The sequence below is a fragment of the Agrobacterium tumefaciens genome, assembly GCA_025560025.1.
Classification (GTDB): Bacteria; Pseudomonadota; Alphaproteobacteria; order Rhizobiales; family Rhizobiaceae; genus Agrobacterium.
On sequence record CP048485.1, the window covers coordinates 2,044,236 to 2,059,865 of the forward strand.

At 58.5% G+C, this 15,630-nt stretch carries 14 protein-coding genes; 8 read left to right on the plus strand and 6 right to left on the minus strand.

Going from position 1 to position 15,630, the window contains the following annotated elements; all coding sequences use genetic code 11:
* The first annotated feature begins 8 nt into the window (after positions 1-8).
* The 4 genes from FY152_10040 to FY152_10055 all read left to right on the plus strand — a co-directional run bounded on the left by FY152_10040 (position 9) and on the right by FY152_10055 (position 3,894).
* Positions 9-1,646, plus strand: a complete 1,638-nt coding sequence (locus FY152_10040; protein UXS32412.1) for an FGGY-family carbohydrate kinase — start codon at positions 9-11, stop codon at positions 1,644-1,646.
* Positions 1,647-1,902: 256 nt separating this feature from the next.
* On the plus strand, positions 1,903-2,460 hold the full coding sequence (locus FY152_10045) for a TetR/AcrR family transcriptional regulator (protein ID UXS32413.1): 558 nt from the start codon (positions 1,903-1,905) through the stop codon (positions 2,458-2,460).
* 348 nt (positions 2,461-2,808) lie between these two features.
* The gene (locus FY152_10050) at positions 2,809-3,432 is read left to right on the plus strand and encodes a hypothetical protein (protein ID UXS32414.1); all 624 of its coding nucleotides are present in this window, start codon (positions 2,809-2,811) and stop codon (positions 3,430-3,432) included.
* A gap of 156 nt (positions 3,433-3,588) precedes the next feature.
* Entirely contained in the window at positions 3,589-3,894 is a 306-nt protein-coding gene (locus tag FY152_10055; protein ID UXS32415.1) for a hypothetical protein, read from the plus strand.
* A 167-nt stretch (positions 3,895-4,061) separates the two neighbouring features.
* Here the strand turns inward: FY152_10055 and FY152_10060 are convergent, their stop codons facing one another.
* Both FY152_10060 and FY152_10065 read right to left on the minus strand, forming a co-directional pair.
* Positions 4,062-6,011 (minus strand): methyl-accepting chemotaxis protein, encoded by a 1,950-nt coding sequence (locus FY152_10060; GenBank protein ID UXS32416.1) that lies wholly within the window; start codon positions 6,009-6,011, stop codon positions 4,062-4,064.
* A gap of 583 nt (positions 6,012-6,594) precedes the next feature.
* Positions 6,595-7,965: an O-antigen ligase family protein gene (locus FY152_10065; protein ID UXS32417.1), complete on the minus strand. Its 1,371-nt coding sequence runs from the start codon at positions 7,963-7,965 to the stop codon at positions 6,595-6,597.
* Positions 7,966-8,491: 526 nt separating this feature from the next.
* Between FY152_10065 and FY152_10070 the strand changes: the two genes are divergently transcribed.
* Positions 8,492-9,562 (plus strand): GNAT family N-acetyltransferase, encoded by a 1,071-nt coding sequence (locus FY152_10070; protein ID UXS33262.1) that lies wholly within the window; start codon positions 8,492-8,494, stop codon positions 9,560-9,562.
* Positions 9,563-9,598: 36 nt separating this feature from the next.
* Here FY152_10070 and FY152_10075 read toward each other — a convergent pair whose 3' ends face one another.
* Together FY152_10075 and FY152_10080 are read right to left on the minus strand one after the other, a co-directional pair.
* Positions 9,599-10,678: a glycosyltransferase family 2 protein gene (locus FY152_10075; protein ID UXS33263.1), complete on the minus strand. Its 1,080-nt coding sequence runs from the start codon at positions 10,676-10,678 to the stop codon at positions 9,599-9,601.
* Between the two features lie 2 nt (positions 10,679-10,680).
* On the minus strand, positions 10,681-11,748 hold the full coding sequence (locus tag FY152_10080; GenBank protein ID UXS32418.1) for an endo-1,4-beta-xylanase: 1,068 nt from the start codon (positions 11,746-11,748) through the stop codon (positions 10,681-10,683).
* Between the two features lie 264 nt (positions 11,749-12,012).
* On the opposite strand from FY152_10080, the gene FY152_10085 reads away from it, so the two are divergent.
* On the plus strand, positions 12,013-12,939 hold the full coding sequence (locus tag FY152_10085) for a glycosyltransferase (GenBank protein ID UXS32419.1): 927 nt from the start codon (positions 12,013-12,015) through the stop codon (positions 12,937-12,939).
* A gap of 8 nt (positions 12,940-12,947) precedes the next feature.
* On the plus strand, positions 12,948-13,892 hold the full coding sequence (locus FY152_10090) for a glycosyltransferase family 2 protein (GenBank protein ID UXS32420.1): 945 nt from the start codon (positions 12,948-12,950) through the stop codon (positions 13,890-13,892).
* Between the two features lie 44 nt (positions 13,893-13,936).
* Here the strand turns inward: FY152_10090 and FY152_10095 are convergent, their stop codons facing one another.
* A complete protein-coding gene (locus FY152_10095; protein UXS32421.1) occupies positions 13,937-14,185 on the minus strand; it encodes a hypothetical protein in 249 nt (82 codons plus the stop codon).
* Positions 14,186-14,359: 174 nt separating this feature from the next.
* The gene (locus tag FY152_10100) at positions 14,360-15,160 is read right to left on the minus strand and encodes a WecB/TagA/CpsF family glycosyltransferase (protein ID UXS33264.1); all 801 of its coding nucleotides are present in this window, start codon (positions 15,158-15,160) and stop codon (positions 14,360-14,362) included.
* A 256-nt stretch (positions 15,161-15,416) separates the two neighbouring features.
* On the opposite strand from FY152_10100, the gene FY152_10105 reads away from it, so the two are divergent.
* Positions 15,417-15,626 (plus strand): hypothetical protein, encoded by a 210-nt coding sequence (locus tag FY152_10105; protein UXS32422.1) that lies wholly within the window; start codon positions 15,417-15,419, stop codon positions 15,624-15,626.
* The last annotated feature ends 4 nt before the right edge of the window (positions 15,627-15,630 follow it).

Here is a 15,630-nt window from a genome sequence, read left to right on the forward strand (position 1 = left end):
GCAGGATTATGGTGACAGGAACGACGGGCAGCGCCACCGGCGCCCCCTGCTTTGTCGGTGTGGATGTGGGTACGGGCAGCGCGCGCGCCGGTATTTTCGATACGGCCGGCGTCCTGCTCGGCACGGCGAAGCACGACATTCCCCTCTATCGCGAGGGCAGCCACATCGTCGAACAATCGAGCGCAAAAATCTGGCATGCCGTGTGCCGATCGGTTCAAGGAGCGTTGCAGGCAGCCGGCCTGAGCGCGGATCATATCGGCGGCATCGGTTTCGACGCCACCTGCTCGCTCGTCGTGCTCGATCAGACAGGCAATCCGCTTCCCGTCGGCCCGTCGGAAGACCCGGACCGCGATGTTATCGTTTGGATGGATCATCGCGCCATTCCACAGGCGGCGCATATCAACAGTCTCAAACATCCGGTGCTCGACTATGTCGGCGGCCATATCTCGCCCGAAATGCAGACGCCCAAACTTCTATGGCTGAAGGAAAATCGACCCGAAATTTTCAAGGGCGCCGGTGCGTTTTTCGACCTCACCGACTTCCTGACCTGGCGCGCAACCGGCAACGACGCGCGCTCCGTCTGCACCGTGACCTGCAAATGGACCTATCTGGCCCATGAGAAGCGCTGGGACGCCAGTTATTTCAGGGCCATCGGCCTCGGTGAACTTGCGGACGAGGATTTCAGCCGCATCGGCACAACGATCCTGGACGCCGGCGCTCCGGTCGGCGACGGGCTAAGCGAAAAGGCCGCAGCAGAACTCGGATTGCGGGCCGGCATCCCCGTGGGCGCTGGATTGATCGACGCCCATGCCGGTGGGATTGGCACCGTTGGGGCGGAGGCCGAGGGCGAGGGTCCGGCCCAACGCATGGCCTATGTCTTTGGCACTTCGGCCTGTACCCTCAGCTCCTCCGTCGAGCCCAGTTTCGTTCCGGGTGTCTGGGGCCCCTATGCCTCCGCAATGGTACCGGGCCTCTGGTTGAATGAAGGCGGCCAGTCTGCCGCCGGTGCGGCGATCGCTCACCTCCTGAAAATGCATCCAATGTCAGCCGAAGCGAATGCCGAGGCCCGCACGGCCGGAAAGTCACTGCCAGCCTGGCTGATCGACCGCATCCTGGAAAGGGTCAATAACCTTTCCGAAGCCCCCCTGCTGGCGGGTGAGATCATGGTGGTGCCCGAGTTCCTGGGCAATCGCGCCCCACATGCCGATCCCGATGCACGGGCGATTATTGCCGGTCTTGACCTCAACGACGGTCTTGAGAGCCTGATCGGCCTTTATGTGGCCGGGCTTTGCGGCCTCGGCTACGGCCTTCGCCAGATTCTCAGGGCACAGGCGGAAGCAGGCCTGACAGTCGATACCATCGTCATCAGCGGCGGCGCCGGGGAAAGCGATCTCGTCCGGCAGGTTCTGGCAGATTCCTGCGGCCTGCGCATCCGCGCTGCGGGCACCGCCGAGCCGGTACTGCTGGGGTCCGCCATCCTCGCCGCCGTTGCAAGCGGCCACCAGCCGGATCTCGTTACCGCAATGCGAAGGATGTCGGTGCTCGGCAACGCCTACAATCCTTCCGCGCCATCCGCCGCCTGGCACGACAGACGCTTCGCCATGTTCGAGGGGTTTCAGAACCTTTACCGTTCCAGCGTACCGTGAATGGGGGGGCCAGCGAGAGAGTAGCGGCTTTGGCGATGGCGGGGACTGCCGGACGTTTCACAAAACGATCTGGAGACGTTGCTCGCCACCCGATGCCAATGTCCGCAACGCCCCTCATCACTTAAGCCTATCGCGAAGCGAACCGTCGTTTGTCTGCGAAGAATAATCGAAAGACAAACACCGCCCACTCTCCTATGCTGCGCATGCGGACGACGTGTCCGTCACATGCTCAATCATCGAATAAAACGTTCAAGACATGCTCCGACCGACGAAATCCCAGATTGAAGCCGAGATCATCGACTGTGCTGCCGGACTGTTTGCCAAGCATGGCTTCGCGCATACTTCGGTTCAACAAATCGCGGACACGGTCGGTTATTCCAAGACGGGGTTATTGCACCATTTTCCCAGCAAGCAGGCGATGTATGACGCCGTTGTCAAAGCGCTTCGGGAACATGCGCAGGAAGTCCGTGACAACGTCGAATCCCTGCCGGTCGGCCGGGAACGCGATCTTGCCGTCGTGGAAGCGGCTGTCGATTTTGCCTTTCGCCAACCGGGAGTGTCGGCACTTTCCAACCGCATAGCGCTGGATCCCAACCCGGAAGACGTACAGATGAACGAAATCGGGTTCATGATGTATGAGGCGCTGGGCATCGATATGGGCAATCTCGACATGGAGCGGTTGATCCGGGTCACCAGCGCATTTTCCGGCCTGGGCGTCTGCGCCAACCTAGCGGTCGGCACGAAGCTGACCCAGGAATGGCGCGGGCTGATCGTCACTGCGGCAATGGATGCCTTGGGCCACCGCGCCGCATAAGCCCAGACCTACCGGCCACCCCGCCAGACCACTGACCACTCCCTGTTTGCAGCAGGTTTCCGCGCGGGCGGAACCACACAGCCTTGCTCTGTGCGGCCGACACTATCCGCCTGTCCCACACCGGTTTTGCGGATGGAATGGCGTTGCCCCTTACCGGAAAAATCCCACCAGAAAGAGAAAACCGCGGCTTTCCTCCCGGAAAAAGCGCCAGCGCGCCAGACTTGACGGGCAAAAAAATCCCATATAGACCAAAATGGTCCATTACAGACCGATATAGTCTGTATGGGCCCTATCATATGGTCGTAACGGCCGATCCGGTCTCTCGCTCGAAAATCAATGGAACCTCCAATGGACGTCTTACATGGTCCCGTCGCCGTCATCAGAAAGCACAGGAGAGCTTTTCTCACACTCAATATAGCTTTTTACGGCCTCTTCGCCGTCTCGATGCTGATGACGATGCTGCTGCCTGAGATACAGGCCTATCTAAAAACCGGTATTGATGAGGCTTACCTGCGCCCAGGTGTCTTCAATACCGTCGCCGAAGCCTATGGCGCCCAGAATCTTCCCAAGGCGATGGGCATGACCTTTATCATCAACCTGTTGGTCGCCTTTGTCATGACGACTTTGCCGTCGCTGATCATCCCCTTCATCGGCATATTGGCGACGTTACATCGCGGTATCCTGTGGGGCATCATGTTCGCACCCCTCGGGGGCCATACGGCAATGCTCATACCCCATTCCATAACCCTTCTGATCGAGGGGCAGGCCTATGTGCTGGCCGCTTTCGGCGCCTATGTGCATGGACGCACATTTCTACGGATAAGCGAATATCGGGTCAGCACCCGCTGGGAAGCCTGGAAAGCCGGGCTTGTTCCCCTTGCCAATATATATTGCCTTATCATCCTCGCCCTTGCGGTTGCCGCGATCTACGAGGTCCTGGAAGCAATATACATCATTCCCCGCATCATCTGAGCGGGCGGCCGTCGCGGCCACATTACCCACTGATCATTCCCCCGATGAAAACGAAGTCGCACTCCCGGTGCGCTGCCGATCACCTGCGCCTTCCGCATCGTCATCGACCTGCGGCGGGGGCCTCAGCAACAATCACAACCAAGGATCAAAAACCAAATGGCCAATCTTGAAATGAAGGCGCTTACCCGGACGACACTCGGCCTGCTCGCCCTCACCCTCGCGCTCACCGGATGCATGTCGCCCGAAGAGCAGCGACGGGCAAATCTGTACCAGGACGGAAACACATGCGCCAATTTCGGTTCGCAATATGGTTCGCAGTCTTATACCCAATGCATGCTCCAGCAGCAGCAGCGCCGGGACCAGCAAGGTTTGATCGCCATGGAAACCATGCGCGCCACGTCGGAGACGTCACTCAACAACATGGAAATGATGCGGAGGCTGCGTGAGGGTAATAAGAGGTGACCTGCGAAGACTGCCATGCCGGCAAGCAATTGCATGCAGCGGTCAGGCTTACCGGAAGGCATGAAAACACCAACATGCCGCACAAGAGATCAGGTCTTGTGCGGCATGTTACCGGTTACCGGCCGGATATCAGCTCCGCCGGCGTCTTATGGTCCTGGCAGACGGTCTTAAAATTCCTGCCAGTCGTCCTTTGACGTATCGACCGCGGCACTGCCCGAGAATGCCGAGGCGATCTTGCGGCCAAGGGCGCGCACGGGCGATGCCACATATTTGTCGGTGCCACCGGCACTGCGAACCGGCGCGGGCTGGCTTCTCTGCTGATAGGCGGTATCGGCAAGCCTGAACTGCGAGAGCAGCTGGTTGAGCGAAGCCACCTCCTTGGCCAGATTGTGGCTTGCGGCATTGGTTTCCTCCACCATCGCCGCATTTTTCTGGGTGTCCTGATCCATCTGGTTGACGGCCGTATTGATCTGCTGGAGACCCGAGGATTGCTCCTGTGCGGATTCCACGATCGAGACGACATGGCGGTTGATTTCCTGCACTTCGAGCACGATGGTTTCCAGCGCCTTGCCGGTATCGCCCACCAGCTGAACGCCCTGCTGCACCTGGTCGTTGGAGGTGGTAATTAGCGCCTTGATTTCCTTTGCCGCATTGGCGGAGCGCTGGGCAAGCTCGCGCACTTCCTGGGCGACGACGGCAAAACCCTTGCCGGCCTCACCGGCGCGGGCAGCTTCCACACCGGCATTCAGCGCCAGAAGGTTGGTCTGGAAGGCGATCTCGTCGATCACGCCGATGATGTTGCTGATCTCATTGGCCGATTTGGAGATCTGCTCCATGGCGACCACGGCGCGGCGCACCACTTCGCCCGACTGTTCGGCGCCCGCTTTTGCACGGCTCACGATCTGGCCGGCCTCCTGCGCGCGTTTGGTGGAATCCCTCACCGTCGTGGTGATCTCCTCCAGGGCGGCGGCAGTTTCTTCCACGGCCGCAGCCTGCTGTTCCGTGCGCTTGGCCAGATCGTCGGCGGCCGACTTGATCTCATTGGCGCCAGCACCAATGCCGCCGGCATTCTGCGCAACCTTGGTCAATGCGGCCTGCAGCTTTTCAGCGGACATGTTGAAATCATTGCGAACGGCATCGAGCGTCGCGGTAAACGGCTGGCCGATGCGGTAGGAAACATCGCCTTCCGAAAGCTTCGAGAGACCGGCGGCCAGATTGTCGACGGCAAATTTGACGTCGGCCGCTTCCCTTGCCTTCTGTTGCTCGCGCTCGATGCGCTCTTTTTCCGACAGGCTGCGATTGGCTTCGGTTTCCTGTTCCAGACGAATGCGCTCGATGGCGCTTTCGCGGAATACCTGAACGGCTTTTGCCATCTGGCCAACTTCGTCCTTGCGGCTGGTGCCGTCGATCTCGGCTGACGTCTCGCCGGCGGCAAGCGACACCATTCGTGCGCGCAGGCGGGCGATGGGCGCGGTAATGCCGCGGGATGCCACGAACAGCGCGAGAATGATGCCGATGGAGAAAACAACCCCAATCACTGCCAGTGACGTCAGGATCGTCGAATTGGTCTTGTCCGTCAGATCGTCACTTCCCTTGATGACGCCCTTGGCCAGCTTGTCCAGAAACGCCGCCATATCATTGGCTGTCGGACGAATGGAGGTATCGGCCTTCAGCATCTCCGCCGCCGCTTCCGCATTGCGGTCAGCCACGCCGAATTCCACAGCCTTGTCGGTGACTGCGACGATCTCCTGCGATTTGGCGATGAAACCGTCAATGGTCGCCGCTTCTTTCGGGAAAGCCGCTTTGACATTGTTCAGACGCATCGCCAAAAGCCGCTTGCTTTCGGTGTAGAATTCCCGGGCAACCTTTATATCCGGGCCGCTCGCATCATAGGCCATCACCTGATAGGCGCCATAAGCCACCGCAGCGAGGTTTCGGTTGGCACGCGAAAGCTCCACCAGACCGGCATTATCATTGGCGATGAAGAACGAATAGGCCGTGTCCGCTTCCTTGAAGCGGCTGGACATGAACGCGGTGGCGCCGAGGCCGACAATACAGAGCGGCAGAATGAGCGACAGGATCTTGGTGCGGATGCTGGCATTTTGAAGAAAAGACACGGAAAACCTCACGTCAATGAAAAACCGCTCCTTCCCCGTGCCGGAGGTGTTCGGCAAGACTTACATTGCACGTCGAACACCTCGATCATCAAGGCTTCGGTAAGCCGCTCATCGGCTTTGGTCGCGGCCGCATCAAACATGCGCCGAAGACACCTGCCCCGCCCTCCAAATAATGGCGGACCACTCTCCCCCGGCCGTGCGGCACTATCGCCAGCAAGCTGAAATGCCGAGCCAAGTTTTCAGGGAAAAGAGTGCAGCGACGGGTTTCCACCCACGCTTCAATTCATTGCCCTGCAAAATCATTATGATTAAAAACTTTATAATTCCTTCATGCCCGGGCGGGCGGAAAAAATATAACCCAGCGAAGTGAAAAACGGAGGCTGTTTGCCCCGTCAGGGCAATTCAAGACATTGCGCGTCCATGCCGCCTTTACCGAGATGGACCTGGCTGGCTGACAGCATCGCGGATCGTCACGGCAGCCATTCCGCAAAGGCTGGCGAAGCCGCGCGCAATGTGCAGGCAGCCCGAAATCCAGCCATGGAAATGAAGCACCGGCTTCAGATGCAGCCGCGCCGTCGGAATATCATCTGGGGTGGATGGCCTGGGATGGCTGGTGCCGAATATGTTCGGGCACCATGTCCGCCCCCGCACCTGTCTTGGCTGGCTCCAGTTCCGCCTCATCCTCGACGAGGCTGGCATTCGCCTGCAAACGCAGACCCATCACGGCAACGACGAGGAAAAACCAGACGAAACCCGTACTGAGGAAAAAAATCGTTTCCAGAAAACCGAAGAGCAGCACATAGAGCCACACACCGACATAAAGCCTCGTCAAAGGACTGTTGCGCGTGGCGTCATCCATTTTGCCGAGATAGTGGAGCGGCAGCAGATAAAGCCACATCAGCACCAGCACCAGGCCCGGCACACCGCCCGCAAGCAGAAGGTCGAAATAGCCATTGTGCGAATCCGGCGCCGTCGTTGCCCAGGTATTGTTCTCGGTGAAACTCGTCATCAGCGCGTCGCTTCGCCAGAAGGCCTGGTAGCCATAACCGATGAGCGGGCTTTGGCGGATATAATCGATGGCGACGGTCCAGATATCGGTTCTGCCGGTGAAGGTTGCGTCGATCTTCATTTTCGTCAGCATCTGCGAAAAGACCGGATCGACCGTGGTGCCGACAATAATCACGGCGAAGACGGCGAGAAGCAGGGTCACGACCGCGTAGCGCCAGCGGGGCCAGCGCATGATGAACCAGCCCGTCGCGATGATGATCGGCAACAGGCCGAGCGCCGTCTTGCCGCCCGACTTGACCAGAAAGACCAGCGACAGCAGCAACAGGGCCAGGCCGCCGACAAAGGACCAGCGCTTGCAGAGATAAATCGCAACGATGATCAGCACCGTCATGACGGAGGCGGCCTCGTTCTTGTGCCGGAAAACCCCGCGCCAGTTACCCGCCAGAAGCGGCTCCAGCGCGTCGCTCGCCTGATGGATAGACCTTGAAGGCAGGACGACAACGCCGAAATAGCACAGGAACAGGATGATGATCGTGCAGACGGCAAGCAGCGTGGCGAAGTGGCGCTCCGTGCGCGGCAGCTGTAAAAAGCAGTCGGCGAGCACGCAGATGATCGCGCACATGAACAGCCGCCGCAGCGAAAACATCGGCGCTTCGCCCACCAGCGAGGTGAAGACATACCAGCCGAAAATCGCCACCATCAGCAGACGCGGCGTGAAGATGATGGAGAAAGAGCGTTCCTTTGCCATGAACGCCACGAAACTGAACAGCAGAATGATGGCGGTGAGCTGATTGAGCAGGTTGGATCCGGCCGCCATTGCGGACCCCATATAGGTCGACGAAAGCGAGACATAGGGCAAAAAGCCGACCGTGAAATACAGGAACGTCACATAAAACAGGACGTCCCGCCAGTAGCCACGCCCCTGCTGTTCGTGCGCTGCATCCATAAGGGGTTTTTCTCTTCCTTTTTCCATGCCTGCCCGCATCGTGACCGATGCGTCATTTCGATAATATGAATATCCCGCCAAAATCCTATTTTTTAGTTATACATAATACACGGAAGAATAGTATTTACGCGATCTGTCTCTGCCCCGAAGGAACGGAGCCGAAGACGATACTTGAAAGTAATCATAGGGAAATACATAGAATTTCCATCATGATCCATCTTCATCTTCCAAATTTAAGTTGCTGATTTCCCTATTGTTTGATAAATACAGACCACCGAAAGAGGTCGCCTGCCTCTGTTTAACGGCGACGACATTTTGCTGTATTACGAATATACTAAAGTAATAATCCGAAACTCTGTTTAGCGTATATTAACAACTAACGATATATCTTTGGCTTGTTGATTTCATAAACGCAAAGGGCTGGAAACCTAAGGTGGACGTTCCGATACACACCAATATGGACGATAGCAACAACGATCAGTCAACACAACGCCCGGTTCAGACGGGTGCAACCGGTGTTCGTCCCATGCTCAGGGAGGACGTTCCGGCCGTCGAGGTCGTGCTCGATAGCGCTTTCAAGAAGACCGGACGTGAAGGAAGCTTCGACTTCCGCTCTTACATCGAAACATTGTTTTTTGGCAGTCCCGCCTTTCACCCCGATCACGGCAGCGTCGTCTACGACGCGGGCGAAAACGGGGTCACAAGCGTCATCCTTGCCATACCCATGCGATTTGTCGCAAACGAGAAAACCATAACGGCAAGATTGCTTTGCGCTTTCGCGTCGAAAGGAAAACTCGGGGCGCTTGGAGCCGCGCGCCTGTCCCGCGGCATGCGGGCGACGAAACACGATATGCTGTTTTCGGACACCGCTTCCCCCGTCAGTGCCGATCATTGGATCGCGATCGGCGGCAATATGCTGCCGATGGAAAGCCTGCAATGGCACAAGGCGCTGAAGCCTTTCTGCGCCATCGCGCTGGGCATGCCCCGCCGTTCGCAGCTGGCCAAATCCAAGCCCGCTCTGATGGTGCTCGGCTTTGCCGACCGCATCCTGCGCTCCTGGAAAAAAGGCATCAGACCGCAGGAGGTCGCCGGCACCAAAGTGAGACCGGTGGATTTCGAAACGTTCCGCTGCACGGCGCTGACGATGATCGAGCGCTTTTCCGTTCGCCCGGAATGGTCCCACGGGGAATTCCACTGGCTGATAGAAATGAGCAAAGCCAACGACACGCTCGGCGAATTGAGCAGCGTCGCGATTGAAAACGCCGAAGGCCAGGCCATCGGCGCTGCCCTGTTCTTCGGACAGGCGGGACGGACCGCCTATGTGCTGAACCTTGTCTGCGACGCCGGCCGCGAAAACGACGTGCTCAACGCCCTGTTCCGGCATTTCGACGATCAGGGCTATGCCCATGTCACGGGCATGTCACAGCCCTTTCTCATGAACGCGCTTTACCGCCAGAACCACATGACGTTCCGTCATCGCGGTTATTTCTGCATGGCCACCCGGGACGAAGCGCTCAGGGAAAAGGCGCTTGCCGGCGATATCTATATTGGCGGGCTGAGTTCGGAGAGCTGGAGCAAGCTCATCACCGACTATTGAGGCCTGCGCCTCCGCGCCGATGATGAAGTGCCCGGTTTAGGCCTTGGTAAAACGCTGCACATTCGCCGAGAACAGGTGGCGCAGCGCCTTCGCATAACGTTTGGAGCGCGTCTTGGCGGCAAGCGCGCTCGTCCAGTCCACCATCGATCCGTTGATGTCGAAATCGCCAAGCTGGCCTTCGGGGATATCACCCTTTTCGATACGCTCGACAATGAAGCCCAGCGCCGCGTAAAATTCAGGCGAGCGATAGGGCGGGTGCAGCGAATACATGCCCTTTGTGGTGCCGAGAAAATCCAGCCGGTGAACGCCGACGCGCATCATATTGGTACTCAGCACCTCTTCGGCGGGCATCGAGACCGGTTGCTGGTTATAGGCATAGGAACGGATACGCCGTTTGACATCCGGCCTCAGCAATTCGAGCGAACCGATACGCTTTGCGAAACGGTCCATGTCGATCATGAAAAGACGGGTGGAAACGGTGGCGAAGCGCCATGTGGGAATGCGTGACGGCAGCTTGCGCGGTTCGGGAATGTTCCGCACCCCCGGCATGCCGACATGGCGGGAAACATCGAGATCGCCGCGCACGGTCGGCGGCCCGGAAAAGGGCGTGATGCAGAGCGCGTCCGGATTGGCTTTCTGAAGCGCAATGGCTTCGTCGAACCAGCTCTGGCTGCCGCCGCCGAACATCATGTCGCTGTCCATATGCATCACATAACGGGCATTGGCGCGTTTCAGCCCGTGGAAATAGACATGGAAAGGGCCGCCGTCGAAGGCCTTGGCGGGATAGGGGATCGGCGAGCGCGAAAAGAACGTCTCCGTCACGGCATGGCGCGCAGCATCGCTGTAGTCGACGACATCCACATGGAGATGCGGATAGTTGGTCTGCATTTCCTCCAGCATGTCGAACAGACGTTTGCTCGCCGCCGCAAAGCCATTGCCCTTGTAACGCCCTGCCCCCACCTGGCCGGTATCGACCGTCAGGAGAATGCGGTCCACCTGCCCGCCCCAGACCCGCAGCTGATGCGGAAGGGTAAGGGCCGCATGCGGCGCATCGAAGGGATGAAGATTGATTTGCAGCGCCTTTTGTACGGGAGGAAGCGGCATTTCAGCACTCATAGTCATGCACCACGGTTCCGGAATTCATTGATGACGGCCATCATCGGCTTTTCGTTGAAGCTCCAGTCCAGCGGCAGCGGCCGGTTCACAGTGCCGTCCCGGCGCGGGTAAGCCCAGCGGATCCAGGTATATTGGTCCGAAATGCCCCATGTGGTGATGGAGGAAAGCGGCCCGCCTTCTGAAGCCGCTTCGAGAAAATCACGGACCTGCTGGTTTATCAGCATGTCACGTTCGGCTTCTGGCGCGGGCAGCGTCTGGTCCATCACATCCAGTTCCGTCACCAGAACGGCAAGACCGTAACTGCGCATTTCCTTGGTAAAGGCGGCAAGCTCGTCCTTGGCGATGGGCCAGCCGCCGCGCAGGTGCCCCTGCAGGCCAACGGCGTTGATGGGCGCGCCCTTCTCGAGCAGTTCGAGAATGAGGTTACGGAAGGCTGCCCGCTTGGCCGGCGATTTTTCGACCGAAAATTCCACATCATATTCGTTGAGGACCAGCTGGGCTTTCGGATCGACGGCATGGGCGATCTCGAAGGCCTTTTTGATCGCGTCCGGACCTGCGCCGTAATACCAGGCGTCGCGCCGCGAACGGACATTGCCGGGCACGTCGGGGATCGGCTCATTGACCACATCCCAGCTATGGATCACATCCTTGTAGCGCTCCATCACCTTGACGATGTGGGTTTCCATCAGCTTCTCGACCTTCGCACCGCGGACGCCGGCAAGCCAGGGCGCATTGGAGGCGTACCAGATGAGCGGATGGCCATGCATGGAAAGATTGTGCTGCCGCGCAAAATTGGCGAGCGCATCGGCGGCGGCAAAATCGAACACCTCTTCGGAAGGTCGCATGACCTCCCATTTCATTTCGGTAACGGGGGTGATGCGTGAGCAATATTTGACCACCGCCTCGCCGACGCGGCTATCGGCGGTGAGGTCAGGAAGATAAACGGCCGCACCATAGGGAGCTGTTTTCACCGGCGCTTTCTTCTGCGCGGCAAATCCCTGGCCGGCCATGCCATGCAACAGGCCGGCACATGCCGCACCACCGAGAAAATTCCGTCGCCCGATCCGCATTTACCCGCCTCCGCAACCCCGGCGCATCGGTCGAAAATCGGAATGGATTCTCGACAGGAACGATACGCAGATCAAAAGTTTCAGAGCGTCCTGATACATCCGGAAGGACGAAGGGCGCTCTAATTCTCAAAACATAACATCTCAATCATGCCAAAAGGATATTAAAGATTTGCAAGGTTAACTGACGCTATACCACGTCATAATTGGCGCAAGCCCGCTTAATCGGGTAGTAACTTCGCTGTGCGAATTCTTGGCCCACGCCCCATGGAGTTTAAAGTCTTGGTTTCCGTCTCGATTGTCATTCCCGTTCGCAACGGTGAGCGTTACATCGTGGAAGCGATCGAAAGCGTGTTGTTCCAGGGCGAAACCGTTTGCGAAGTGCTGGTCGTCGATGACGGCTCCACCGACGCAACGGCGCAGAAGGTGCAAGGTTTCTCCGATCCGCGCGTCAAACTGCTGGCCCGACCCCAGGGAAGGCAGGGCGTTTCCGCCGTGCGCAATTTCGGTCTTTCGCAGGCGCGCGGCGAGTGGACGATGTTTCTCGATGCCGACGACCGCCTGAAAGCGGGCGCCATCGCCGCCCTTGGCGCCGGTGTCTCCGGACCGGATGTCGTTGCGGTTTATGGCGACTACGAGCGTATAGACGAAAATGGCGCCAAGATCGGCCGGCGCAATCTCATCCGCCGGCGGGAGAAGCCTGATGGTTTCATCCTGCAGCCGCTTTTGGGCGGAAACTTCATCGTCAATGGCGGCATCATGCTGGTCCGAACCCGCATCTTTCAGGATTTCGGCGGTTTTGACGAGACGTTGCGCTACGCGGAAGACTGGTATGGCTGGTGCAGGCTGGCCGCCGCCGGCCGCTTCGTCTATCTGCCGGGCCAGCATGTTCTCGACTACCGGGTGCACAGGACAAGCGTGATGATGAACCGTCTCCTGACGTTCCGGGATTGTGAACCGGCGATCGAGGCGGTGTTTTCCGACCCTGCCATCGTCGCCGCCATAGCGCCGCAGGAACTGAGGCGGCTGCGTCGCAAATCCGAAAACCACATGAATGCCTATACGGTGGCGCAGGCCTTTCGCGCCCGCCGTTATCGCGAGGCCGTTTCGGCGCTTGCCGATACATTCCTCAATCGCCCGCGCCAAAGCCTCAGGGCCGTCGTTTTTTCCGCCGCAGCGCTTGCCGGTATTTAGGAGTTTCCATGTCCGAAATCATGCCGGAAGCGGTGGTGTGCATTCCCAGTTTCCGCAGGCCCGAAGGCTTGCGGAAGACATTGGCGTCGCTTTTGGCCCAGAAGGTCGATTTTCCCTTCGCCATCGTCGTGGTCGACAATGATGGCGCAGGCCAGGCGGGCCTTGCCGTTGCGCGCTCCTTCTTTGCCGAAAATGAAGTGACAGGTCAGGCCCTGGTGGAGCCGACACAGGGCAATTGTTACGCCATCAACACCGCATTCCGCACCGCCCGGCAGAGTTATCCTTCCGCTGAGTGGTTCCTGATGATCGACGACGACGAGGCAGCCTCCCCGGTCTGGCTCGCCGAGATGGTCTCGGCTGCAAGGTCTTTCGGCGCTGATATCGTCGGCGGTCCGGTCAACCGCGAATTCGACGCACCCGCATCGAAGGCGGTTCTGTCGCATCCGTTATTCGGCTCCATCGAATCCCCGACCGGCCCGGTCGATCAGATTCACGGATCGGGCAATTGCCTGATCTCCAGACGTGTTTTCGAAACGCTGGCAAAACCGGAATTCGACGTGCAATTCAATTTCCTCGGCGGCGGCGACATGGATTTCTTCACCCGCTGCCGCAAGGCCGGTTTCAAATTCGCCTGGAATGCCCAAGCCCTCATCATCGAATATGTGCCGGAAAACCGCATGGCGCCGCGCTGGATCATGGAGCGCTCGCTCAGGACGGGCATCATCAACTACAGCATTGACCGCGCCCGACGCCCCGGCCTGAAGGGCGGGCTGCTGCTAACCGCCAAAAACGCCGTCAGCCTGTGTCTTTCAGTGGTCCGCGCCGTTTCCGCATTCTTTAAAACCGGGTCGCTGCTGCCCGCCACCCATCCGCCGCTCATGTCCATCGGCCGCGTCCTGGCGAGCCTCGGCATTACGCTGACCCCCTACAAGGCGCCGGCGAAAAAGGCCTGAAACGGACGAGTTCCGTCCGCAGCGCCAATCTCGGCTCGCAAGTCTCAGCTCAGGGTTTTTTCCCTGTGCAGCGAGACAGGATTCAAATGCCGTTTCTGGAAGCCGAATGACGAAAACACAGCCGCGAGAATGAGAAGCGGCACCAGAACCGGCCAGAAGAAGCAAAGGATGATACCGGTCACCCGATAAAGGTCCCAATCCCTGTCACGGCGGGCGCCTTCGATATAGGTCATGGCAAGAGAGGTAACGGTACCAATTCCATATATGAAAAGAGAAACGGACGTAATAACCATCGCTGTCCTCAAATATCTCTGATTCGAATAAATTTCTAATATCCGCCTAATGTAGCGCCGTTGCGCGCAGTTGCAACGAATTTCGGCACGGGGACGCATTCATTCAATAAGTTAGAATGGCCTTAAGTAAGGTTCGGGAGGCGGGAGCAGCGTGAGACCTGCCGCGGCAAGACCCTACCGGTTCTGACCGGAAGCGCTATAGCGATGTTTCAGCAGCGAATAAATGGCGATCGGATTGGTCAGCAGATAACGCTTGCCGAGACGTTTCGGCTCGAGCATGGCCCTGTAGAGCCATTCGAGCCCCATATCCTGCATCCATTGCGGCGCCCTGCTGTTCTTGCCAGCGAGAAAGTCGAACAGGCCACCGCAGGTCTTTATCACCGCGATGCCGGAAAGCCCGTCGAGATTGCGCGAAACGAAACGTTGCTCCAGCGGTATGCCGAAGCCAACCCAGAGAATATCCGTCCGTGATGCGGCGATATCGGCGAGGATCGCCTGCTCTTCATCCCGCTTGAAATAACCGTTGCGCCGACCCGAGAAGACCAGACGCGGATAGAGCCTCTGCATTTCCTCAACGGCGGCGCGGTTCACGTCTTCGGAGCCGCCGAGGAAATAAAACCGCGTACCCGTCTCTTCGGCCCGGCGGGCCACGGCATGAACGAGATCCGTGGTCGCGACGCGTTCCCGTAGCGCCGTGGTGCAGAATTTGCGGGAAAAGATCACCAGCGACATGCCATCGGCATGAATCTGGTCCGCCTGCCGCAGCATGGCGTCGAATTCCTTGTCCTGATGGCAGAGCGCGATCACCTGGCCATTCGCCGAGGTCGAATAGAACGGCCTTGAGCCGGCCGCGCGCTCGCCTTCCGCGCGCAGGATGAAATCCTGTGCCGTCTCGTCGATCGTCGCGTCAGTGATGGGCAAAGCCGCAAGCGGAATGACCGGCCAGATTGTGCCAGGTCCTTCCGAATCCGGGATGTCTCTCCCTGTCATATTCTGTCCGGTGTCCAAGATAGGCATCGTTTCATTGTTATATTCACGCAGATGCTAGGCCATAAGGCTTCAAACACTACGAAGAACTATCATTAATATTTTTATAAATCCTGAGCTTGAGGCAAGCAATTTATACGCCTGAAGGTTGAGTGACCCTTGCCATTCCCTCTCCGTCCTATTCCGGTTTTGCTACCGATGGGTTAAGGGACGACGAAACCAGATCAAAGGAAAGGTCCCGGCCATGGAAACCATATCGATCGACAACCGCGGCGATTTCGGCCTTTGGGCGATAGAGCGGGCGAAAGAAATCGTCGCGAACGAAGCGTCCGATCTTGCCGTCTCCGTCCGTGACGGCGACGAGGCTGGCATCCGTGATGCGGGCAATGCCCTGGGCGCTGCCATCGCCGCTGCCCTGCTCGAGGTTTATGACGGCCTGATTTCCGAGGAATAATCGG

Bases quoted from the DNA above. Each gene is read 5' to 3' on its own strand.
- FY152_10095 (UXS32421.1), bottom strand. From the start codon at position 14,185: ATGGTTATTACGTCCGTTTCTCTTTTCATATATGGAATTGGTACCGTT.
- FY152_10085 (UXS32419.1), top strand. From the start codon at position 12,013: ATGGAGTTTAAAGTCTTGGTTTCCGTCTCGATTGTCATTCCCGTTCGC.
- FY152_10065 (UXS32417.1), bottom strand. From the start codon at position 7,965: ATGGATGCAGCGCACGAACAGCAGGGGCGTGGCTACTGGCGGGACGTC.
- FY152_10055 (UXS32415.1), top strand. From the start codon at position 3,589: ATGGCCAATCTTGAAATGAAGGCGCTTACCCGGACGACACTCGGCCTG.
- FY152_10045 (UXS32413.1), top strand. From the start codon at position 1,903: ATGCTCCGACCGACGAAATCCCAGATTGAAGCCGAGATCATCGACTGT.
- FY152_10090 (UXS32420.1), top strand. From the start codon at position 12,948: ATGTCCGAAATCATGCCGGAAGCGGTGGTGTGCATTCCCAGTTTCCGC.
- FY152_10075 (UXS33263.1), bottom strand. From the start codon at position 10,678: ATGAGTGCTGAAATGCCGCTTCCTCCCGTACAAAAGGCGCTGCAAATC.
- FY152_10040 (UXS32412.1), top strand. From the start codon at position 9: ATGGTGACAGGAACGACGGGCAGCGCCACCGGCGCCCCCTGCTTTGTC.
- FY152_10080 (UXS32418.1), bottom strand. From the start codon at position 11,748: ATGCGGATCGGGCGACGGAATTTTCTCGGTGGTGCGGCATGTGCCGGC.
- FY152_10050 (UXS32414.1), top strand. From the start codon at position 2,809: ATGGACGTCTTACATGGTCCCGTCGCCGTCATCAGAAAGCACAGGAGA.
- FY152_10070 (UXS33262.1), top strand. From the start codon at position 8,492: ATGCTCAGGGAGGACGTTCCGGCCGTCGAGGTCGTGCTCGATAGCGCT.
- FY152_10105 (UXS32422.1), top strand. From the start codon at position 15,417: ATGGAAACCATATCGATCGACAACCGCGGCGATTTCGGCCTTTGGGCG.